The organism is Streptomyces sp. NPDC058653, from assembly GCF_042716895.1.
Taxonomy (GTDB): Bacteria; Actinomycetota; Actinomycetes; order Streptomycetales; family Streptomycetaceae; genus Streptomyces.
On record NZ_JBHXRM010000002.1, the window covers coordinates 91,285 to 113,488 of the forward strand.

The following is a 22,204-nucleotide window of genomic DNA, read 5'->3' on the forward strand; positions in this document are numbered from 1 at the left end:
CGCGGCGCTCGCGGCCACGCAGGCCTGACCCGGCCCGAGCTATCGGTTCTCCGGCCGAGCACCACGTCCACCACGCCCCGTCGCCGCACGCACCCCACGCGGCGCTCGCGGCCACGCAGGCCTGACCCGGCCCGAGCTATCGGTTCTCCGGCCGAGCACCACGTCCACCACGCCCCGTCGCCGCACGCACCCGCCAGTTTGCCGATCGGCAGACAACTCTGCCCGTCCGGCAGGCCCCTGGCCACGATCGGCCCCGCCACGACAGGGCGCTCGCCGCCCCCTCTTCCCTCCCCTTCACCGAGAGGCCCCGCCCCATGAGTACCCCTCCGACGCGTGCGAACGAGCCCGAGCGGCCGAGTGCCCCGACCGTCCCCGATACGGGAGTCCAGGACCCGCGCCGGCGTCGCGCGATCCTGATCACGGTCTGTATCGCGCTGATGGCGGTCATCGCCTCGGTGTCCGGGCTCAACGTCGCCCAGCCGGACATGGCCGTCGCGTTCGACGCCTCCCAGAGCGAGATCCTGTGGATCATCAACAGCTACACCCTCAGCCTCGCCGCGCTGCTCCTGCCGCTCGGCGCCCTGGGCGACCGCTGGGGCCGTAAGCCCGTACTGCTCACCGGTCTTGTCGTCTTCGGCCTCGCGAGCGCGGCGGCCGGGCTCGCCACGTCGACCGAGGTCATGCTCGCCGCACGCGTCCTCAGCGGCGTGGGGGCGGCGATGATCATGCCCGTCACCCTGGCCGTCATCACCTCCACCTTCCCCGAGGCCGAACGCGGCCGGGCAATCGGGGTGTGGACCGGAGTCGCGGGCGGTGGCGGCGTCCTGGGGATGTTCCTGTCGGCCGCGCTGGTCGACGTGGCGAGTTGGCGGTGGCTCTTCGTGCTCCCCGTGACGCTCGTGCTCGTCGCCGGGGTGATGACGGTGCGGTCGGTCCCCGACTCGCGGGAGCCCTCGAAGCACGCCTTCGACACGGTCGGCGCGCTGACCTCGGTCATCGCCGTGGTCGGGCTCATCTTCGTCCTCCAGGAAGGACCCGAACGGGGCTGGACCGCACCCGTCACACTCATGAGCCTGGCGACCGGTGTCCTCGCGGCCGTCGGCTTCGTGGCCTGGGAACTGCGCCGGCCCGCGCCGCTGCTCGACGTCCGCCTCTTCCGCGAACGCGGTCTGGCCGGCGGCTCGGTGGCACTGCTCGTGGTCTTCGGTGTCCAGGCCGGGATCTTCGTGGTGCTCTTCCCCTTCCTCCAGGCCGTACTCGGCTGGTCCGGGCTGCGCTCCACGCTCGCGCTCATGCCCATGGCCGTACTGATGATGGCCGCCTCCGGGCTCGCGCCGCGCCTCGCCGAACGCGTCGGCAGCCGCCTCACCATGGCCATCGGAATCCTGCTGGGCGGGGCGGGCCTGGCCCTCATGGCGACCCTCGTCTCCGTCGACGGCGGCTATCCCTCCGTCCTGCCCGGCATGCTCGCCATGGGCGTCGGCATGGGACTGACGATGACCCCGGCCACCGAGGCGATAACCGCCTCGCTGCCCCGGGAACGCCAGGGCGTCGCCTCCGCGCTCAACGACGTCACGAGGGAGTTCGGCACGGCGCTCGGCGTCGCCCTCCTCGGAGCGCTCCTGTCCTCCGGCTACCGGGCCGCCGTCGACGGCCGGCTCGACGCGCTCCCGGTCCCGGCGGACACCGCCGACACCGCGCGCGAGGGCATAGCCAACGCCCTCGAAGCCGCCGGCACGGCCACCCCGTACACGGAGGCCCTGATCCGCGCCGCCCAGGACTCCTTCGTGGACGGCTGGCAGCAGGCGATGTGGGCGGGCGTCGCCGTCATGGCGCTCCTTCTCCTCCACATCCTCGCGCGGGGGCCCCGGGAGCGGCCGGGCTCCGCCGGTGGTGCGTAGGCACCAGCGCGGGCGGGTGGCTGGTCCCGGTGCACCAGGGGAAGACGGGGGCGGAGCACGATGGCAGGCCGGGCGCCGGGCGGAAGGGTTGGGGGCGCGTGAAAACCCGCGCGGTCTCCGAAGAAAAGGACGTCCATGTCCGAAGCTGTGGCCTCCCCGGTGCGTATCGGGAGGCTGTCGATCGGTGCCCTCGGCATCCTGGCCCTCGCCCTCGGCACCTTGCAGTCGGTCGTGGAGCCCGCGCTCCCGCTCCTGCAACGCGAGTTGGGGGTCAGTCCCGCCGAAGGGGCGCTGATCGGCAACACGTTGCTCATCACTGGCGCGGTCGTCACGCCCGTCGCGGGCAAACTCGGTGACCGCTACGGCGGAAAACGGGTGCTGGTCCGGCTCATGGCCATCGTGTCGGCCGGTGGGCTGCTGGCCGCCCTGGCGCCGAATCTGCCGGTGCTGTTGCTCGGTCAGGTACTCCAGGGCGTCATGGTCGGCGCACTGCCCCTCTCCTTCATCCTGGTGCGCAAGCACCTTCCGACGGGCGAGTCGCAGGTGGCGATCGGGCTGGTCGTCGCGCTGTTCACGGGCGGAGGCATGGTCGGGACGCTGATCGCCGGGCCGACCGCCGAGAGACTGTCCTGGCACTGGATGTTCGCGCTGCCGACGATCGCGATCATCGCGACGACGCTGGTCGTCGCCCGGCTGATGCCGCACGATCCGCCGGTCGAGTCCGACGGTGCGATCGACTGGCCCGGCGTCGCCCTGCTCAGCGCCACCCTGCTCGCGTTCATGCTCGGGCTCGTGACGGTGACGAGCGGCGGCCTGCCCCCGCTCGCGGTCGGCGCCATCGCCGTGGCCGTGGCCGCGCTCGCGGCCGGATGGGTGGCCGTCGAGCGCCGGGCGGCCTCGCCGATGGTCGATCTGCGGATGCTGACACGGCCCGCGATGTGGCACGCGAGTGTGCTCACCCTCGTCATCACCACCACGTCGGGCATGGTCGTCTTCCTGCTCCCCCAGCTGTTCGCGATATCGGCCGACGGCTACGGCTTCGGGGCGAGCACCACCGACATCGGACTGTTCCTGCTGCCCGCCGCCGTCGCCGGAGCCGTAAGCGATTCGGTCGGCGGGATCGCGGCGCGGCGTTACGGCCCGCGTGCCGTCGTCGTCGTCGGCACCGTCGTCACCGCCGTCACGATGCTCGCCCTGGCGTCCGTGCACAGCGCGGCATGGCAGCTCGTGCTCGCCAGGGCGCTGGCCGCGTTCGCCGCGGGCGTCGGGACAACGGCGTTGCTCGTCGGCACGGCCACCGCCGTCGGGACCAAGGACATCGGCATCGCCACCAGCCTGCTCGTGGTGACCCGCGTGATCGGCGTCGCCCTCGGCGCCCAGCTCGGCGGCGCGATCCTCGCCGCCGGCCACGACCCGGGCACGGGCCTGCCCGCCGAGTCGGCCTTCGTCACCGGGTTCGCCGTCGCCGGTCTCGTCGCCGCGCTCTCACTGCTCGTAGTCCGTATGACGAAGAAATCCGCATGACGACGAATGGAGTCCAGGCATGACACCGATCGGTCCCTCGGCACATGTGAGCGGTGCCGCCAGGCGCACGGTTCTGATCTCCGGGGCCAGTATCGCCGGGCCCGCGCTGGCGTACTGGCTGCACCGGTCCGGATTCGCGGTCACCGTGGTGGAGAAGGCGGGCGCGCCGCGCGGCGGTGGCTACCCGATCGACATCCGCGGCAGCGCGACGGAGGTGGTCCGGCGGATGGGGATACTGCCACGGCTGCGGGAGGCGCACATCGACTCACGCCGCTGCACCTTCCTCGACGCCGACGGCCGCAAGGTCGCCTCGGTCAGCCCGAGCGCCGTCGCGGGAGGTGTCGAGGGGCGGGACCTGGAGGTGCGCCGGGGCGATCTGGCCGCGGTCCTCCACGCGTTGGTACGCGACGACGTCGAGTTCCTCTTCGGCGATTCCGTCGACACGCTCGACCAGTCGGAACAAGGGGTCGACGTCACGTTCCACGGTGGGCGACGGCGCACGTTCGACCTGGTGGTCGGCGCCGACGGTATGCACTCGGACACCCGGGAGTCGCTGTTCGGGCCCGAAGAACAGTTCCACCGCCATCTCGGCCACTGCTTCGCCATCTTCACCGTGCCGAACACCCTCGGGCTCTCGCACGAGGTCGTGCTCTGGAACACCCCGGGAAGAGCGGCGGCCCTCTACGCCGTCGGGGACAGCGACGAACTGCACGCCTTCCTGACCTTCCACCGGCCGGAACCGCCGTTGTACGCCCTCCGGAACCCCGGCGCCCAGCGGGACCTGGTCACCACGGTCTTCGCCGACGCCGGATGGGAGGTCCCGGGCATGGTCGACGCGATGCGCGACGCGGACGACCTGTTCTTCGACACGGCCGGCCAGATCCGTATGCCCCACTGGTCCAGCGGTCGCGTCGCGCTCGTCGGAGACGCCGCGTACGCGCCCTCGTTCCTCACCGGACAGGGATCGAGCCTCGCGCTGGCCGGCGCCTACATGCTCGCCAACGCCCTTGCCACGAACCGGGACCACGCCTCGGCCTTCGCCGCGTACGAAAGCGGCCTGCGCGGGTTCGTGGGCATGAACCAGGCGCTGGTCGACAACGGTGGCGCGACGCTGTTCCCCACCACGGCGCGGGCCCTGGAGCGGCGCGACACCATGCTGCGGGGTCTGGTCACGATGCCCTCGCCGCCCGAGCGGCCCGCCCACTCGGCGCTTACGCTGCCGGAGTTCGCCCCGGTGCGGTGACCTCCGACGACGCGGTGACCTCCGGTGCGGTGACCTCCGACGGGACGACCTCCGATGGGACGACCTCCGACGGGGCGGCCGGATCACCGCGGGCGGTCCGTGCCCCCGTCGTTCCCCCTGCCCGGGCCCCTGCCCCCGTCGGGGGCGGCGGCGTGGACCAGGCCCGTCCGGTAGGCGATGACGACGAGTTGCGCCCGGTCGCGCGCGTCCAGCTTCGTCATCGCGCGCTGCACATGGGCCCGTACGGTGAAGGGGCTGAGGAACATCCGCTCGGCGATCTCGTGGTTGGACAGGCCGGTCGCGACCAGAGCCACCATCTCGCGTTCGCGCGGCGTGAGCACGGCGAGCTGTTCGGGCCCCTGCACCGGGGCCTCGTCCGGTGTGGCGAGGAAGCGGGCGACCAGGGAGCGGGTCGCGGCGGGGGAGAGCAGGGTGTCGCCGGCGGCGATCGTACGCACCGCGTCCAGCAGGTCCTCCGCCCCGATGCCCTTGCCGATGAAGCCGCCGGCCCCCGCGCGCAGCGCCTGCGCGACGTACTCGTCGGTCTCGTACGTGGTGAGGATCAGGATGCGGCTGGCGCGCAGGTCCGGGTCACCGCAGATCTCGGACGTGGCGGTGAGACCGTCCACCTCGGGCATCCGGATGTCCATGATCACGACGTCCGGGCGCAGTTCACGGGTGAGCCTCACCGCCTCCCGGCCGTCGGCGGCCTCGCCGACCACGGTGATGTCGTCGGCGCTGTCGAGGAGCAGCCGGAAGGCCTGGCGCAGCAGGGCCTGATCGTCGGCGAGCAGCACACGGAGTGTCACAGCGCGGCCCCTGTCTCTCCGTCCGCCGCGGCCCGCGCCGTCCGCCCCCCGGGGACGGCCGCCCGGCCGGTCCCGCGCGCCGGGTCCTTGGCGGGCGGGAGGGGCAGCTCGGTGGAGACGAGGAAGCCGCCCTCCGGGCGTCTGCCGGCGGAGAGCCGCCCCCCGACGGCGGTGGCGCGTTCACGCATCCCGATCAGACCGTAGCCGGGCGGCCGTTCGGGCAGTGTGGTCGTACCCGGCCGCGTGGACGGAGCCGTACGGCCGTCCCGGACTCCGCCCCCGTCGTCGGCCACGGTGAGGGTCACCCGGTCGCCGTTCCAGACGAGGCGCACCCGGGCGCTCCCCGTCCCGGCGTGCTTGGTCACGTTGGTGAGGGCCTCCTGGACGATGCGGTACGCGGTGAGGTCCACCCCCGGCGACAGCGGCCTGGCCGTGCCCTCCTCGTGGAGCGACACCTCCAGGCCCGCGCGGCGGAACGACTCAAGGAGGGTGGGGAGCCGGGACAGTCCCGGCGCCGGTTCGGCGGGGCCGGCCGGGTCGCCGGAGTGACGCAACAGACCGACGGTGGCCCGTAGTTCGTCGAGCGCGTGCCCCGTGGTCTCGACGAGTTCGCCGAGGCTCTTGCGGGTCTGCTCCGGGCGGGTGTCGAAGAGGTGGGCCGCGACCGTGGCCTGTGCGTTGGCAAGGGTGATCTGGTGGGCCACGAGGTCGTGCAACTCCCGCGCGATGCGCAGCCGTTCCTCGGCCACGCGCCGGCGCGCCTCGATGTCCCGGCTCTCCTCGGCCCGGCGCGCCCGCTCCTCCACGGCCGCCAGATAGGCCCGCCGGTTACGCGCCGAGTGACCGAGAACCCCCGCCATCAGCGGGAACGCCGCCACCGCTCCCATCCTGCTCGCGTCCTGCCACGAGAGGCCCCCGAACAGGGGCGTGGAGGCGACCATCAGCGCCGCGGACGTGAACAGCACCGCGGTCGCGGCCCGCCGTTCGGTGCGGGTGGTGAGCGAGTAGGTGTAGGCGGCGACCACGGCGGGGGCCACGATGAGCGGGCTCAGCAGGAGACCCAGGGCCGGACCCAGTACGCCGCACACGGTCGTCACCACCATGATCGCCAGCGGTGCCCGGTGCCGTACGGGAAGTACGGCACAGGACACCAGGGCGACGAGGTAGGCGGCGACGGGGGGCGCGGACAGTGTGTCGTCGACCCGCACCACCCCGCCGAGCAGGCAGAGCGCGAAAGCCGTCCCCGTGACCGCGGCCTCCCGCCACCGGTCGACGCGTGGTCGCGGGCCGCCGCCACCGGTGTTCGTCATGACGGCTCAGTACCTGCCGACGGGGAGCCGGGGTACCGCCGCGTCCGGTCCGGTTTCGGCGGCCGGGGCATGCCGGGTCAGTGCCTCACCCTCGACGTCCACATTCGGCAGCACGCGGTTCAGGATACGAGGCAGCCACCAGGCCCGGTGGCCGAGCAGCGCCAGGGCCGCGGGCGCGATCGCCATCCGGACCACGAAGGCGTCGAAGGCGACGGCGGCGGCCAGGCCGACGCCCATCGTCCGGATGGTGGGGCTGGTCATCCCGATGAATCCGGCGAAGACGCTGATCATGATGATCGCCGCGGCGGCCACCACGCGTCCGCTGTGCCGGAAACCGTTGACGATCGCGTCGCCGGGGGACGCGCCGTGGGCGTACGCCTCCCGCATACGGGTGAGGAGGAAGACCTCGTAGTCCATGGCGAGGCCGAAGACGATGCCGATGATCAGGATCGGCATCAGCGACATCACGGGACCGGTCTGCTCGATGCCGAGCAGGTCCCCCGCCCACCCCCACTGGAAGACGGCGACGAGGACACCGAAGGCGGCGCCCACCGACAGCAGGAAGCCGAGGGCGGCCTTGACCGGGACGAGGACCGAGCGGAAGACCACCGTCAGCAGGAGGACCGCCAGGCCGATGACCACGGTCAGATAGGGGAGGAGGGCGTCGGACATGGCTTCGGAGATGTCGATGTTCAGCGCGGTCGTGCCGGTCACCAGGACGACCGCGCCGGTCCCGGCCTCGACGCCGGAGACCGCGCCCCGGATCTCGTGCACCAGATCCTTGGTCTCGCCGCTGTTCGGGGCGGTCCGCGGGATGGCGGTGAGGACGGCCGTGTCCTTGCCCCGGCTCAGAACCGGGTCACCGACCGACGCGACCCCGTCCACTTCCCGTACGGTCCGGGCGACCAGGTCGGTGGCGGCCCGGGTGTCGGCGGCCTCCGACGTGTCCACGACCACGGTCAACGGGCCGTTGAAACCGGGCCCGAACCCTTCCGACAGCAGGTCGTAGGCCCGGCGCTGGGTGGTCTCCACCGACTTGGACTCGTCGCCGGGCAGCCCGAGTTCGAGGCTGAGTGCCGGCAGGGCGACGGCTCCGAGACCGAGTACGGCGACCGCCAGCACGGCCACGGGCCGGCGCAGCACGAACCGCGCCCAGCGGGTGCCGAGCCCGTCCCGGCCGGGCGCGGCGGGCACCGCGTGCGGGCGCCCGCCTCCCGGCCGGGCGGTCTTGCGGACGGCGCGGGAGAGCACCCGCCGGCCGACGAAGCCGAACAGCGCGGGGACGAGCGTCAGCGCGACGAGTACGGCGAGTGCCACGGCGCCCGCGCCGCCGAGGCCCATCTTGGTCAGCTCGGGGATTCCGACGACCCCGAGGCCGGCCAGGGCGATGAGGACGGTGGCGCCGGCGAAGACGACGGCGGATCCGGCCGTGCCGACCGCGAGGCCCGCGGCCTCCTCCGGGTCGTAGCCCCGGGCGCGTTCGTCGCGGAAACGGGAGGTGATGAAGAGCGCGTAGTCGATGCCGACCGCCAGGCCCAGCATCAGCGCCAGGATCGCGACGGTGGACGTCAGCCCCAGCGGCACGGCCAGCGCGGAGACCAGGCCGAAGGCGATGGCCACGCCGACGAACGCCGTCAGCAGCGACAGCCCGGCGGCGACCAGCGACCCGAGGGCGATGACCAGCACCACGGCCGCCACCACCACGCCGATGATCTCCGTCGTACCGCCCATCTCCTCCTCGGCCTCCAGCGCGGAGCCACCGATCTCGACGGTCAGTCCGGTGTCCCGGGCCCGGCTCGCGGCGTCCTCCAGGGCGCTCTTGGTCGGCCCGGTCAGATCGAGGGCGTCCACGGTGTAGGTGATCGTGGAGTACGCGACGGTGCCGTCCTCGCTGACGGCGCCGGTCTCGTAGGGGTCGGTGGCCGACGCGACCTGGCCGCCCCCGTCCAGCGAGCCGAGCGTGTCCTCGACGGCGGCCCGGTGCTCCGCGGCCGTCACCCGCTGCCCGTCCGGGGCACGGAACACCAGGCGGGCCTCGGCCCCCTGGGAGTCGCTCTCGGGGAACCTCTCGTCCAGCAGGTCGAACGCCTTCTGCGACTCGGTGCCGGGCATGGAGAGGTCCTCCTCCTCCCCGGCCGGCGCGACGGCCGCGGCGACGACGGCGAGCACCAGCGCCGCCAGCCAGACACCGCCCACGAGCCGCCGCCGTCGGAAGGCCCACCGTCCGATCCGGTAAAGAGCTGTCGCCACTTTCTGATCACTCCAGACACCGCTAGAAGGGCAGAACGCGCGGAATTTCCGCACCTCCCACCCTTCCTCCCGGCCCCGCCCCTGCCATCGTGCTCGCCCGCCGTCTTCCCCTGGTGCCCCGGGACCAGCCCCGTGGGCGGGCCTGGTGCCTACGCACCACAGGGGGAGTCGCGACCCGGCCCGGGCGACTCCCCCTGTGGCTCGTGCGCGCCGGCCCTGGGGCCGTCCCATCAGCACACCTGCACAGAGGGCTACGTGACGGTCCGGTAGGCCCGGTGGATCGTCTGCTTCAGGGTGTTGCCCGCCGCGTCCGTGAGCGTTGCGCGCAGAGAGACCGTGCCCGCCTTCGCCGGGTGGCACAGATCGAGGAGCTTGCCGTCGACCGCCTTCGCCGGGTGCCAGGTCCGGCCGTCGTCGTACGAGACGGAGAAGGCGGCCTTACGGGCGGTGCGCGCGGTGGCCGCGCCCTCGACCGTGAACGGGACGGAGAAGCGCGTACCCGCCTCGGCCGTGCTGGCCGTGGACAGCCGGGGCGTGAAGCGGACCACCGACAGCGGCAGCCGCCGCTCGGCGCCGGTGACGTGCGCGGAGGTGAAGGTCCACTCGGCGGTGACCCGGGTGGAGACCGCCGAGAGGGAGGCCGGGCGGGAGACGTCCGTCGTCAGGCGGTACGCGCGCTCGGCGGCGGGGAGTTCGTACGAGACGCCGTCCAGGTCCGTGTCCGTGGCGAAGATCTTCGTGCCGTCCGCGTGGAGGGTGCTCCTGGCCTTGCTGTAACGGGATTCGCCCACGTGCCCGGCGCCGTCGGAGAAGAGCGGAAGGTAGGCCGTGAAGGTGTCACCCTCGCGGACCGCGCCCGGACGGTCCTCGCTGCCGGTCGTCGGGCCCGTGAGACGCGGGCCGAAGACACCGGTGTTGAAGCGTTCGGTGTACTGCTTGCCCGCGCCGTACGCCCGGGGGTTCACGGTCCACTGGCCGGCGTCGTTCACGGTTTCGCCGTCCGCGTCCGGGCCGCTCTCCTGCCACACGGAGTACTGCCACCGCACGCCCGGCAGGACGTAGTCGGTGAGGGTGGCGGGCAGGGAGAACTCGGTCGGGTTGAAGTCGGCCCAGAATCCGCCCCCCGGTGTGAGGGGCGCAGCGATGAGCGACCCCCTTTTGTCTCTGGCGGGCTCACCGACGGGCATGGTGACCTCGGCGAACTGCGAGCGCTTCAGGTTCGCGGTGAAGCCGGCCAGATCGCCGGTACGGTTCATCGCCGGCCGGTAGCTCGTACTCCCGCGTGTCCAGGTGCCGTTGTACTGCGCGAACGCCTCGCGGGCGGGCAGCCGGGCGCCCAACTGCCCGACGCGCAGCTTGCCGAAGCCGCCCATCTCGTACGTGGTGACGCTCTGGGTCCCGTCGATGTCGAACCCGTAGTTCAGGGTGGCGTCGGTGTGCTTGGCCCTGGCGTCCGGCACGGTGATCCGGACCCGTTCGGCCTTGCGGGCGTCCATGACGAGGGTGGTGTCACGGGTGAGCGAGAACTTGGGGTGGAGGAGGAGGGCCAGGTCCCCGGCGTCCGGGGTCGCGCCCGTCTCGATACGGCCTTCGAGGCTGTAACGGCCCCGGGGCAGCCGCACGGTGAACTCGCCGTCCGTGTCGTCCGAGTAGTCGCTCCAGATCTCGTTGTCCAGCCCCTGCACCCCGGTCTGGGACCGCCCGGCGGGCTTCCCCTTGAGGTCGAGATGCCTCACGGTCAGGTCGTACGACTCGGCTTCGCGCTGTACGCCGACACCGGTCCGTACGGTGCTGTCGGCGCCGTCCGTCGCGATGACCGAGCCGCCGAAGCCGCCGTCGGCCGTGCCCGCGCCGCTGTCGGCGGTGACCCGGGCGGTCGCGATGCCGCTCGCCGGGACGGTGAGCCGCTTCGGCGAGACCTCGAACATGCCCTCGGCGGCGGGCTTTCCGTCCTCGCCGTACACCTCGGTGGTGAGGCCGAGGGTGAGGGGGCGGTCACCGTCGTTGCGGTAGGTGACGGTCCTGGTGACCGGCTTGTCGTCGGTGTGCGGCCACCGCTGGGTGGGGAAGCCGAGGGTGGCCGGGCTGGTGGTGAGCCGCTGGCCGAGGGCGCGGACGATGTCCGTACGGCCCGTGCCCTGCGCGAACGCCGAGACACCGGAGGCCGGCTCGGCGGACGCGGTGAGCGCGGCCTTGAGGCGCTCACCGGTCCAGTCGGGGTGACGCTGGGCGAGGATCGCGGCGGCGCCCGCGACATGCGGGGTCGCCATGGACGTACCGCTCATCGACACGTAGCCGTCGGCGGCCGGGTCGCCCTCCGTGCCCTCGGCGGCCCTCGCGGCGACGATGTCGACGCCGGGGGCGGTGAGGTCGGGCTTGAGGGAACCGTCCGCCGTCGGGCCGCGGCTGGAGAACTCGGCCATCGCGTCGGCACGGTCCACCGCGCCCACGGTGAGCGCGGCGGCGGCGCTGCCCGGCGATCCGACGGTTCCGGCGCTCGGGCCCTCGTTGCCGGCGGCGATCACGAAGAGGGCGCCCGAGGAGGCGGACAGCTCGTTCACCGCCTGCTCGACGGGGTCGTCACCGGGGCTGTCGGGGCCGCCCAGGCTGAGGTTGACCACGTCGGCACCCTGCGCGACGGCCCACTGCGCGCCGGCGATGACCCCGGACTCCTCGCCGGAGCCGCCGTCGCCGAGCACCTTGCCGCTGATCAGCCGGGCGCCCGGCGCGACCCCCTTGTACATGCCCCCGGAGTGCGAGCCGGACCCCGCGACCGTGGACGCCACATGCGTGCCGTGACCCACCCGGTCGACCGTGTCCGCCGCCGCGGAGAAGTTCTTCGCCGCGTCGACACGGCCCTTCAGATCCGGGTGCGTGTCGTCGACCCCGGTGTCCAGCACGGCGACCGTGACGCCCGTGCCGTCGTACCCCGCAGCCCGGGCCCCGGGGGCGCCGATCTGCGCGGTGCTCCGGTCCAGGGCCGCCTCGACCTTCCCGTCGAGCCAGATCCTCTCGACCCGGTCGGCGGCGGCCGACCTCTCCCGGGCCGTCCCCCCGCTGCCGGTGAGCGTCTCCCACAGGTCGGCGCCCTCGGACTTACGGGCCTTGAGCGCGTCCCCGTTGACGCTGGGCAGGTCCCGGCCGACCCGGGCCCCGGCGGCGGACAGCGCGCCCGGCGCGAGGGTGCGGCCCTTGGCGTACGTCACGATCAGCGGGAGGTCGGGGCGGGCCGCGTCGTCGTAACCCCACTCGACCAGCCGCGTCACGTCGAACAGCCGCCGGTCGGCGGTGCCGTTCGCGACGAGCCGCTCGGCGTCACGGGGGACGACGTGGGTGCCGCCGGCGCTCCGCGCTATGCGAAAGGTGGTGCCTTCCCGGCCTTTGCCGGGCCGCACATCGGTGACCTGTCCGGTGGCGTCCAGCGTGACCCGGTCACCGGTGACGAGGGTGACTGTCCTGGCCTTGCCGGGGGTGGCCTTGCCGAGGGCGCGGGCCGTACCTGCCGTACCGCTGTCGGACTCCGCGGCCCCGGATTCCGGGGCACCGAGCAGGGAAGAGGCAAGGGCGGCGGCGACGAGCACGGCGAGAGCGGAAGTCTCGCTCGCCCGCCTCCTACGGTGATTCACGGCATGCCTTTCTCTCCGGACCTTCGGGCATGGCGGAGCGGCCCGGCGGACGGATCGGGGAAACAGAGGGGAAGGAGGCGCCCCTTCGCGAAGGGGCGCGGGGGTACGGACTCAGACGAGCCGCTTACGGCCCCAGAGGAAGAGGAACGCCACGACACCGGCGGTCAGGGCGAACAGGATCGACGACCCGAACCACTGCATGGCGTTCATCTGCGACAGCGGGAGGTAATCCGTCGACCAGCCCACGACATCGGCCTTGTCCAGGCACGCCTGCCGTGCCGCGTCGGCCCCCGACTCCGAACAGGTGCCCCAGCCCAGCAGATCCCCGCTGCCGGTGACGAACGACTGGTCGATCTCGTAGGCGCCGTGGGGCAGCGGCGGGGGCCCGCTCTCGCCCATCACACCCTTGTTCGTCGTGACCGTGACGACGTTGCCGAGCGACAGCAGGAAGTAGCCCCAGACGAGCTGGAGGGCGACGGTGAAACCGAAGGTGACCACCATGGCCGTCAGCGTGCGCCGAAGCACCACACCCAGCGCCACCCCGCCGAAGACGGAGAGCAGGGTGAGGGCGACAGGCACCGGGCCCGTCGTGTTGAACGCCTCGGCCGAGGTCCATTCCATCGCCAGGGACTCGGACTTGACGGGGTTCCACCACCAGCCGAACACCGCCGACAACACGCCGGTGCTCACCACGACCACCAGTCCGGCCAGCGCCAGCTTCGTGGTGAGCCAGCGGGTCCGGTTCCCGGACTGGGCGGCGACGAGCTTGGCGGTGCCGTTCTCCAGGTCGCCGGCGATGAGCGGGGCGCCGAGGAAGACACCGAGCAGGACGGGTATCGCCTGGAGACCGATGGAGACGAAGGAGAACGCGTCGGCGTACTGCGAGAACGTGCCGCCCGCCTCGTCGAGGCTCTTGCCGGGATAGCCGTGGCCGTCGAGGAAGTCGACCAACTGGCCTCGCTGGTGGACGATCCAGGCCACGGAAAGCGCGGTGGCGGCGAGGATCGTCCAGAACCCGGCCCGGTGCTGGCGCCAGACCAGCCAGGTCATACCGCTGAGTCGGGGGCGCAGTTTGGCCTCCGGGGTGGTCGCGTTCATGGTCCCGTTCATGGTCCCGTTCCTGCCGTCGCTCGTGGAGCCGGTCGAGGTGCTGGTCGAGGTGCTGGTCGAACCGCGGGTGAAGGTGCTCATGCCGCCACCACCTCGGCGCCGAACCCCTGGCCGTGGACCTGGGCGGTGGGGGTGATCAGCGGCGGTGCGTCCGCCGAGCGGAGATAGGCGAGGAGGAGTTCCTCCATGTTCGGGGCGTTGATGTCCCAGGGGCCGGTGACCGGGCCGTGGGGGCGGACGAGCGCGGTGAACTGCCGTCCGCTGGTACGGGACTCGACGAGGGTGTGGTGCCCGAGGGCGAGGGCGCGAGGGATGCCGTCACCCTCCTTGGCGCCCCTGACCAGGGTGTGCGCGGACATCAGCTCGTCCACGTCACCGGCGAGGCGCACTCCGCCGCCGGAGACGACGACGAGGTAGTCGCACACGTTCTCCAGCTCCGCGAGGACGTGGGTGGACATCAGCACGGTGGTTCCGCGCTCGGCGGCCTCGGCGAGGAGGGTGCCCATGATCTCGTGGCGCACGACCGGGTCGAGGTCCGACATCGGCTCGTCCAGCATCAGCAGGTCGGGGCGCTTTCCGAAGGCGAGGGCGATGGCGACGCGGGTGCGCTGGCCTCCGGAGAGGGTGCTGATCCTCGCGTCGAAGGGCACGTCGCCCGCGCGGACGATGTTCTCGGCGGCGTGCTGGTCCCAGCCGGGGTTCAGCTCCCGGCCCAGGCGCAGGGTCTCCGCCACGGTGAAACGGCGGAACAGGGGCTTCTCCTGGGCGAGGAACGCCGTGCGCCGACCGGACTCCACCGAGCCCGGAGCCTCACCGAACAGGCTGATCGAGCCGTTCGTCGGCTGAAGGACATGGGCCGCGATGCTCAGCAGCGTGGTCTTGCCCGCCCCGTTGGGTCCCACCAGGCCGCAGATCCGTCCCGCCGGGAGCCGGAAGGAGCAGTCCCGCAACGCCCAGCCCCGCCGGTAGCGCATGCCCAGCCCGTACGCCTCGATCGCCGGTTCCCCCGCGTACATACCTTCACTCACCTGTGCTCCTGGTTGTCGTGTCCTCTGTGGACCCCGTCGCCGCCACGTTCCCGGCGGCGTACTGCTTCTCCATCGCCGACGCGACCAGCGCGGCCACGTCCTCCTGCTCCAGACCGGCCCCGGCCGCCTTCGACATCCACGCCACCAGCTCCGCGTACAGCGGTGAGTCGGTGCCCGTCTCGGGGCGGCCCAGCGTGCGGCGTACGAAGGTGCCCTGGCCCGGTCGCGGTTCGACCAGGCCTTCACGCTCCAGCTCGCGATACGCCTTGAGGGTGGTGTTCGGATTGACCGTGCTGGTCTCGGCGACCTCCTTCGCGGTGGGCAGCCGGTCACCCGGCACGAGTACGCCCAGCCGGAGGGCCTGCTTGGTCTGCTGCACGATCTGCTGGAAGGCGGGGACCCCGCTCCGCCTGTCGATGCGGTACTCCACGATCACCACCACCATTCCACTACTTGATTAGTGGAATGATGATGGAGGGGTGCGAGGGCGGTTGTCAATGCCGATCGGTCTCGGACAGGTCCGGATGAGGTGGTCCCCGAACCTGCGGTGCCCGCATGTGAGTTGAGACGCGCTTCGCAAGGCCGTCTCACTGTTGAGGCGCATCCGACGCCACTCGGGCGCGTCGAGGGCAGCTCGGATCAGCCGCCCGACGAGTGGCGGTGTTCACGAGTTCGGGCAGCGTTCGCTCACCACTGCGGACGGCACCGTGCCTTGGCACTGCTCGATCGGCCGCCGGGGTCTTGGAACTGCTCCTTCGTCAGGGACGGAAGGTGCGGCGGTAGGTGTCGGGTGGAACGCCTACGCTGCGGTGGAAGTGGCGGCGCAAGGTGGTGGCGGTGCCCATGCCGGCGGCCGCGGCGATGGCGTCCACGGTGGCGTCGGTGGTCTCCAGCAGTTCCTGGGCGTGGCGGATGCGCTGGGTGTGGAGCCACTGCAGTGGCGTGGTGCCGGTGAGGTGCTTGAAGTGGCGGCCGAGGTGGCGTGAGCTCATGCGGGCCCGGCGGGCCAGGTCCTCCACGGTCAGCGGCTGGTCCAGCCGCTCCAGCGCCCAGGGGAAGAGCTCGCCCAGGGGGTGGTTGCCCGGGGCGGGGAGGGGGGTGGCGATGAACTGGGCCTGGCCGCCGTCGCGATGGGGCGGGATGACCAGGCGTCGGGCGATCTTGTTGGCGTTGGCCGAGCCGTGGTCGAGGCGGACCAGGTGCAGGCACAGGTCCATGGCGGCGGCCTTGCCCGCGGAGGTGAGGACGTCGCCGTCGTCGACGTAGAGGACGTCCGGATCGACGGTGGCCGCCGGGTGGCGCCGGGCCAGTTCCCGCGTGTGGGCCCAGTGGGTGGTGGCGCGCCTGCCGTTGAGCAGTCCTGCCGCGCCCAGGACGAAGGCGCCGGTGCACAGCGAGGCCACGCGGGCACCGGCCGCGTGGGCCGCACGCAGCGCCTCGACCAGCTCGGCGGGCGGGTCGCTGTCGGTGTCGGCCCAGCCGGGGACGATCACTGTGTCCGCTTTCGCGAGGTGGTCGAGTCCGTGGTCGGGTTCCACGCTGAAGCGGCCGACGCGCACCGGACCGCTCCCGCAGAGGGAGAAGTCGTACCAGGGATCAACGACATGGGTCAGGTCGGCCCCGAAGACCTCGACGGCCACGGACAGTTCGTAGTGGAGCATGCCGTCGGTGACGGCCAGGGCGACAGCGGACATGTCTGAAACTGTACGCGGCATGTCGTTTCCGACACACACGCGGAGTGCCCCCGGACGGACAGGATGTGGGTGTCAGGCCGTAGCGGATTGACCTCGCGGCGGGCGTTCGAGTGCAGGGAGCGGTCTCATGGTGTCTCGTCAGCTGGTGACGGTGTTCGGCGCATACGGTCACACCGGGCGGTTCGTGGTCGCCGAACTGGCCGCGCGTGGATTCGTCCCGGTGCTGTCCGGGCGCGATGCGCGGACCTTGGGGGAACTGGCCCGCGAGCACGGGCTGGAGGCCCGGGCGGCGTCGGTCGACGACCCGGCCTCGCTGGACCGGGCCCTGGCGGGAACGGCGGCGGTCGTCAACTGCGCCGGCCCTTTCGCGTCGACAGTCGGCCCCGTGATCGAGGCCGCGCTCCGCGCGAGGATCCCCTACCTGGATGTGGCCGCCGAGCTTGAGGCAAACCTCGACACCTTCGCCCACTACCGCGAGCGGGCCCGGGACGCGGGAGCGGTGATCGTCCCGGCCATGGCCTTCTTCGGCGGCCTCGGCGACCTACTGGCCACCGCGGCGATGGGCGACTGGACCGAGGCCGACGAGGCACACATCGCCTATGCGCTCAGCAACTGGCACCCCACCGCCGGTACCCGGCTCTCGGGCGCGGTCTCCCGCGAGCGACGCGGCGACCACCGCCTGCGCTACAGCGGCGGACAGTGGGAACACCGCACCGACGCCGCGCCCACCCTGGAGTGGACCTTCCCGGAACCGACAGGACCCCGGCCGGTGATCGGGGAGTTCACGATGGCGGACGTCGTCACCGTCCCCCAGCACCTCCACATCCCCGACGTCACCACCTACATGACCGTCGAGGCGGCCCGGGACGTCGCCGCCCCCCACACGCCGGCCCCGACCGCCACCGACGAGAGCGGGCGCTCGGACCAGACCTTCCTCGTCGACGTCGTCGTCCGCTCCGGCGGAGCCGAACGCCGGGCCACGGCCGGCGGCCAGGACATCTACGCCGTCACCGCGCCCCTCGTCGCCGAGGCCCTCGAACGCGTCCTGACCGGCCGCACCAAGACCGTCGGCGTCGCCTCCGCCGGCGAGATCTTCGACGCCCCCGACTTCCTGCACGCGCTCCACCCGCACATCACCCTCGACCTGCACCCGCGGAAACAGAACGCCTGACCCGACCCACCCGCCCGGCTGCCGGGCGCGCGCCCTCACCGAGCCGTGACGACCAGTTCCCGGCGGGGGCGATCACCACCGACCGGGACCCTGTTGTCTGGAACACTTTTGCAAGCGGGTGCTTGCAAAAGTTAGCAAGTGTGGGCACCCTGGAGTCATGGCATCACTCAACGTCGGCAATCTCGGTGAGTACCTGCGCGAACAGCGGCGCAACGCGCAGCTGTCCCTGCGGCAGCTCTCCGAGGCCGCCGGGGTGTCCAATCCGTATCTCAGCCAGATCGAACGCGGTCTGCGCAAGCCCAGCGCGGACATCCTGCAGCAGCTCGCCAAGGCGCTGCGGATCTCCGCCGAGACGCTGTACGTGCAGGCCGGGATGCTCGACGAGCGGGAGCGCGAGGAGTTGGAGACGCGTGCCGTCATCCTCGCCGACCCGTCGATAGACGAGCGGCAGAAGCAGGTGCTCCTGCAGATCTACGAGTCCTTCCGCAAGGAGAACGGGCTCGGGACCGAGAACACGGAAGCGAAGGCGACCACGGGACCGGCCGGTAAGGGCGCCGGTACCGGTGACGGGGACGCCGACGGGGACACGCCCGGTGACGACGGCCGCGGTGCCGCCACCCCACCCTCACACTGATCCGGAGGACCACAGTCATGGCAATCGCCGATGACCTGCGCAAGACGTTCAGCGACCCGACCCCCCTCTACTTCGCGGCCGGCACGGCGGATCTCGCCGTCGAGCAGGCGAAGAAGGTGCCCGGGCTGATCGAGCAGCTGCGCGCCGAGGCCCCGGGCCGTATCGACGCGGTGCGCAACGCCGACCCCAAGCGCGTCCAGGACAAGGTCGCCTCACAGGCGAAGGAAGCGCAGACGACCGTTCAGTCCAAGGTCAACGAGGTGCTCGGGTCGCTCGACACCGACCTGAAGAAGCTCGGCGAGACCGCGCAGGACCTGGCGCTGCGGAGCGTCGGTGTGGCCGCGGAGTACGCGGTCAAGGCCCGTGAGACGTACGAGAAGGTCGCCGAGCGCGGCGAGCAGTCCGTACGCACCTGGCGCGGCGACGCCGCGGACGGGGTGGCGGAGATCGCCGTCGCCGTCGAGCCCCGGTCCGCGTCGAAGCAGAGCAAGCCCGCTCCGGCCAGGCCCGCGCCCGCCAAGCCCGCCCCCGCCAGGTCCACGGTCAAGAACGAGACCAAGGCCAAGCCGGAGGCCAAGGCCACCGGTACGAAGCCGGCCGCGCGGAAGTCCACCAGCACGGCCACCGCCCGCAAGCAGAGCACCCCCGCGAAGAAGGCCACACCTCCCGCGGGCAAGTAGGCGAACAGTCGCCAAGTGGACAGCGATGACAACGGACCGGGCACCACACGGGTGTCCGGTCCGTTGTACGGGTACGTTGGCGGCAGATGACGGGGACAGAAAGGGGCGGTGGGCAACGTGTTGATGGCCGGCTTCGACGGGCTCGTGGCGCTGTTGAGTATTCCGCTGAGCGTGTTCGGCTGCTTCGCGCTGGTCGACGCGTTCATCCGGCGCGAGGACGCCTTCCGCGCGGCGGACAAGCAGACCAAGCCGTTCTGGCTGATCATTCTCGCGATCGCCTTCGTGGTGAGCCTGATCTTCCCGATCCTCAGCTTCCTGCCGATCATCGGGCTGATCGCGATCATCGTGTACTTCGTCGATGTGCGCCCCGCGATCAAGCAGGTCGGCGGCGGTGGCGGCGGCAGGCGCGGCGGCTCCAGCAGCGACGGGCCGTACGGGCCCTACAACGGCGGTCGCTGAGCCACGGCGAGGCGAGCGGCCGGGGCCGGGCCGGGGCCCGTTCCGCTCAGACGGTGACCGGCGCCGGCTCGACCGCGTGCACGCGGTCCAGCAGCAGTACGGCCACGTCGTCCGTCAGCTCGCCGCCGTTCAGCTCCCGCACCTGAGCCACCGCGGCCTCCAGCAGCTCCTCGCCGCTCAGGCCCCGCGCCCGCTGAGCGGTGATCATCTCGACCATGCCGTCCTGGCCGAGCCGCTGCTTCGTACCGTCACCGACGCGGCCCTCGATCAGCCCGTCCGTGTACATCATCAGGCTCCACGCCTCGCCCAGCTCGACCTCACGCCGCTGCCAGCGGGCCCGCGGCAGCAGGCCGAGCGCGGGGCCGCCCTCGTCGTACGGCAGCAGCTCGGGCGCCCGGCCCTCGCGGATGACCAGCGGTGACGGATGGCCCGCCAGGCAGAGCCCGGCCCGCCGCCCGTCCGGCGCGATGTCGACCGTGCAGAGCGTCGCGAAGATCTCCTCGCTCTCCCGCTCGTGCTCCAGGACCTTCTGGAGCGTGGTGAGCAGGACGTCCCCGCTGAGCCCGGCGAAGGTCAGCGCCCGCCAGGCGATCCGCAGCTCCACGCCCAGCGCGGCCTCGTCCGGGCCATGGCCGCAGACGTCGCCGATCATCACGTGCACCGTGCCGTCGGGCGTACGGACCGTGTCGTAGAAGTCCCCGCCGAGCAGCGCGCGGGAGCGGCCGGGCCGGTATCTGGAGGCGAACCGCAGGTTCGAGCCCTGGAGGAGCGGCGTCGGCAGCAGCCCGCGCTCCAGCCGGGCGTTCTCCTGGGCCCGCAGCCGGGACTCGGTGAGCTGGCGCTGGGCGACATCCGCGCGCTTGCGTTCCACGGCGTAACGGATGGCACGGCTGAGCAGCCTGCTGTCGAGCTCGTCGCGGAAGAGGTAGTCCTGCGCGCCCACCCGCACGGCCGCGGCGGCGCGCTCGCTGTCGCCCTCGGCGGCCAGCGCGAGTACGGCGTGTCGGGGCGCGAGCCGCAGCACGTCCTTGAGCGGCGCGAGGCCGTCGCTGTCGCCGCCGTCCCGGCCCGGCAGGGCGAGGTCCACGAGGATGCACTGGATGTCGTCGGTGAGCAGCCGCTCGGCCTCGGTGAGGTTGCGCGCGGTGCGGACACGGACCCGGGTGCCGGCCGCGTCGGGGAGTTCCGGTGTGCTGAAGGTGCCCGCGGGATCGTCCTCGATCACGAGGAGCGTGAGGTCGCCGCCTCCGCCGGAGGTCTCCGGGGCGGGCGCACTCGCGACTGTCGTGGCGGTGCGCTGTCGCGGCACAGGTACGGGTACTGCCATCGGTCTGTGAGTCCTTCCCTCCCCCCGAGGGCGCGGTCGGGCGACGATCGACGCCCCACCGACCGGGACCCTAGCGGTAGCCGACGCCCGAAAGGAATGCCGTACGGAAGGCCGTACGGAGAAGATCCCGCGCCATATGCCGCTTCCCACCACGCATCCGGCACGATCGGCCCGCTCGGAGCGCTCGAAACGGCCATGACAAACATCACGTGGCAGGCAGCGGCGGCGCCGGTCTACTTGTCCGGTCGTACGACCCCGAGAATCAGCATCGAGCCCGCGCCCGTCAGCGTCACCTGGCGGCCAGGTCGCGGCGCGTGGACGATCGATCCATTGCCCACGTACATCCCCACATGGCTCGCGTCCTCGTGGTAGATGATCAGATCGCCCGGCCGCATGTCCGCGATCGGCACACGGGGGAGCAGCCGCCACTGCTCCTGCGAGGTACGCGGGATGACCGTGCCGGCCGCCTTCCACGCCTCGGAGGTCAGCCCCGAGCAGTCGAACGACCCCGGCCCCTCCGCACCCCACACGTACGGCTTGCCGATCTGCGCCGTCGCGTACGCGATCGCCGCCCTGCCCCTGGCGCTCGCCTTGCCGTTGATCGCCTTGAGCTCGCCCGAACCCAGCCAGGCCGCCTGCGCCTTGGCCGCTTCCTGCTGCTCCAGCATCAGCAGACGGTCACGCTCTTCCTTCTCCAGCCCCGCCTCGATCTTCCTGGCGGCCTTTATCTGACGGCTGATCTCCTTCTTCGCCTTGGCCTGCTTGACCCGGTTCGCCTCGAGCTTGGTCCACTCGACACCGGCCTTCTTTGTGTACGCCGTCAAGTCCTTCTGCGCCCTGGTCATATGACCGAGAAGGTCCTTCGTCGCCTTCTGGCCCCGCTGGACCCGGCCGGCCCCGTCCAGGAAGAGCTGCGGGTCGTCGGTGAGCATCAGCTGGGCCTCGGGCGGCAGACCCCCCGCGCGGTACTGCGCGCGGGCCGCCGCGCCCGCCTGGCGCTTGAGCCTGTCGATCCGGACCTGGCCGTTGACCATCTGGCTGGCCAGCCTGACCAGTTCGGCCGACTGGTTGTCGGCGCGCGCCTCGGCGAGGTTGTACGCGTCCGTGGCCGACGCCGCCTTGCCGTACAGGCCGTCGATCTTCCGGCGCGTCGCTTCGAGCTTGGAGTCGTCCGCGCCCGTCACCTGGTCGTCGGCTCCCGGCGGCAGGGACCGGTCGAACGGCCGGGGCGCGACCGGCGGGTCACTCGGCGAGGCGGGGCCCGCGGGATCGGCGGGAGACGCCGGCGCCGCGTACGCCTGGTTCAGCAACGCCGGTGACGTGAGCACCGACAGAGCGCAGACGACGGTGATCGCGGCTGTGACCCAGCAGCGTCGGTTCACAAGCTCCCCCTCCGGGCAACTGTCGACAACTCGTCCTGTGTTGACGGCCGAGGTCG

General features: G+C 72.1%; 17 protein-coding genes. 7 read left to right on the plus strand and 10 right to left on the minus strand.

Annotated features, from left to right (window positions below):
• The first annotated feature begins 314 nt into the window (after window positions 1-314).
• The 3 genes from ACFWU9_RS02120 to ACFWU9_RS02130 all read left to right on the plus strand — a co-directional run bounded on the left by ACFWU9_RS02120 (window position 315) and on the right by ACFWU9_RS02130 (window position 4,668).
• Window positions 315-1,901 carry an MFS transporter gene (locus ACFWU9_RS02120; RefSeq protein ID WP_384313972.1) on the plus strand — a complete coding sequence of 529 codons (1,587 nt, stop codon included), beginning with the start codon at window positions 315-317 and terminating at the stop codon, window positions 1,899-1,901.
• Between the two features lie 135 nt (window positions 1,902-2,036).
• A complete protein-coding gene (locus tag ACFWU9_RS02125; RefSeq protein ID WP_384313974.1) occupies window positions 2,037-3,425 on the plus strand; it encodes an MFS transporter in 1,389 nt (462 codons plus the stop codon).
• A 19-nt stretch (window positions 3,426-3,444) separates the two neighbouring features.
• Window positions 3,445-4,668: an FAD-dependent monooxygenase gene (locus ACFWU9_RS02130; protein ID WP_384313976.1), complete on the plus strand. Its 1,224-nt coding sequence runs from the start codon at window positions 3,445-3,447 to the stop codon at window positions 4,666-4,668.
• An 83-nt stretch (window positions 4,669-4,751) separates the two neighbouring features.
• Here the strand turns inward: ACFWU9_RS02130 and ACFWU9_RS02135 are convergent, their stop codons facing one another.
• From ACFWU9_RS02135 to ACFWU9_RS02170, 8 genes are all read right to left on the minus strand, one after another.
• Entirely contained in the window at window positions 4,752-5,477 is a 726-nt protein-coding gene (locus ACFWU9_RS02135) for a response regulator (protein WP_384313978.1), read from the minus strand.
• Entirely contained in the window at window positions 5,474-6,787 is a 1,314-nt protein-coding gene (locus tag ACFWU9_RS02140; protein WP_384313980.1) for a sensor histidine kinase, read from the minus strand. Before ACFWU9_RS02140 ends, ACFWU9_RS02135 begins: the two co-directional genes overlap by 4 nt.
• 6 nt (window positions 6,788-6,793) lie before the next feature.
• Window positions 6,794-9,037 carry an MMPL family transporter gene (locus tag ACFWU9_RS02145; RefSeq protein ID WP_384313982.1) on the minus strand — a complete coding sequence of 748 codons (2,244 nt, stop codon included), beginning with the start codon at window positions 9,035-9,037 and terminating at the stop codon, window positions 6,794-6,796.
• A gap of 251 nt (window positions 9,038-9,288) precedes the next feature.
• The gene (locus ACFWU9_RS02150; RefSeq protein WP_384313983.1) at window positions 9,289-12,663 is read right to left on the minus strand and encodes a S8 family peptidase; all 3,375 of its coding nucleotides are present in this window, start codon (window positions 12,661-12,663) and stop codon (window positions 9,289-9,291) included.
• 111 nt (window positions 12,664-12,774) lie between these two features.
• On the minus strand, window positions 12,775-13,854 hold the full coding sequence (locus tag ACFWU9_RS02155) for an ABC transporter permease subunit (protein WP_384313985.1): 1,080 nt from the start codon (window positions 13,852-13,854) through the stop codon (window positions 12,775-12,777).
• Window positions 13,851-14,789 (minus strand): ABC transporter ATP-binding protein, encoded by a 939-nt coding sequence (locus ACFWU9_RS02160; RefSeq protein ID WP_384314393.1) that lies wholly within the window; start codon window positions 14,787-14,789, stop codon window positions 13,851-13,853. The genes ACFWU9_RS02155 and ACFWU9_RS02160 overlap by 4 nt, the downstream gene beginning before the upstream one ends.
• A 4-nt stretch (window positions 14,790-14,793) precedes the next feature.
• Window positions 14,794-15,246 carry a GntR family transcriptional regulator gene (locus ACFWU9_RS02165; RefSeq protein ID WP_384313987.1) on the minus strand — a complete coding sequence of 151 codons (453 nt, stop codon included), beginning with the start codon at window positions 15,244-15,246 and terminating at the stop codon, window positions 14,794-14,796.
• A gap of 313 nt (window positions 15,247-15,559) precedes the next feature.
• The gene (locus ACFWU9_RS02170; protein ID WP_384313989.1) at window positions 15,560-16,495 is read right to left on the minus strand and encodes a helix-turn-helix domain-containing protein; all 936 of its coding nucleotides are present in this window, start codon (window positions 16,493-16,495) and stop codon (window positions 15,560-15,562) included.
• Between the two features lie 127 nt (window positions 16,496-16,622).
• Between ACFWU9_RS02170 and ACFWU9_RS02175 the strand changes: the two genes are divergently transcribed.
• From ACFWU9_RS02175 to ACFWU9_RS02190, 4 genes are all read left to right on the plus strand, one after another.
• Entirely contained in the window at window positions 16,623-17,666 is a 1,044-nt protein-coding gene (locus ACFWU9_RS02175; protein WP_384313990.1) for a saccharopine dehydrogenase family protein, read from the plus strand.
• Window positions 17,667-17,823: 157 nt separating this feature from the next.
• Window positions 17,824-18,300, plus strand: a complete 477-nt coding sequence (locus ACFWU9_RS02180) for a helix-turn-helix domain-containing protein (RefSeq protein ID WP_384313991.1) — start codon at window positions 17,824-17,826, stop codon at window positions 18,298-18,300.
• A 17-nt stretch (window positions 18,301-18,317) separates the two neighbouring features.
• Window positions 18,318-18,980: a hypothetical protein gene (locus ACFWU9_RS02185; RefSeq protein ID WP_384313993.1), complete on the plus strand. Its 663-nt coding sequence runs from the start codon at window positions 18,318-18,320 to the stop codon at window positions 18,978-18,980.
• Window positions 18,981-19,103: 123 nt separating this feature from the next.
• Window positions 19,104-19,439, plus strand: coding sequence for a DUF2516 family protein (locus tag ACFWU9_RS02190; RefSeq protein ID WP_384313995.1), 336 nt, complete (start codon window positions 19,104-19,106; stop codon window positions 19,437-19,439).
• Between the two features lie 46 nt (window positions 19,440-19,485).
• Here the strand turns inward: ACFWU9_RS02190 and ACFWU9_RS02195 are convergent, their stop codons facing one another.
• Together ACFWU9_RS02195 and ACFWU9_RS02200 are read right to left on the minus strand one after the other, a co-directional pair.
• Window positions 19,486-20,766 (minus strand): PP2C family protein-serine/threonine phosphatase, encoded by a 1,281-nt coding sequence (locus ACFWU9_RS02195; RefSeq protein WP_384313997.1) that lies wholly within the window; start codon window positions 20,764-20,766, stop codon window positions 19,486-19,488.
• Window positions 20,767-20,999: 233 nt separating this feature from the next.
• The gene (locus ACFWU9_RS02200) at window positions 21,000-22,148 is read right to left on the minus strand and encodes an NlpC/P60 family protein (RefSeq protein WP_384313999.1); all 1,149 of its coding nucleotides are present in this window, start codon (window positions 22,146-22,148) and stop codon (window positions 21,000-21,002) included.
• Between the last annotated feature and the right edge of the window lie 56 nt (window positions 22,149-22,204).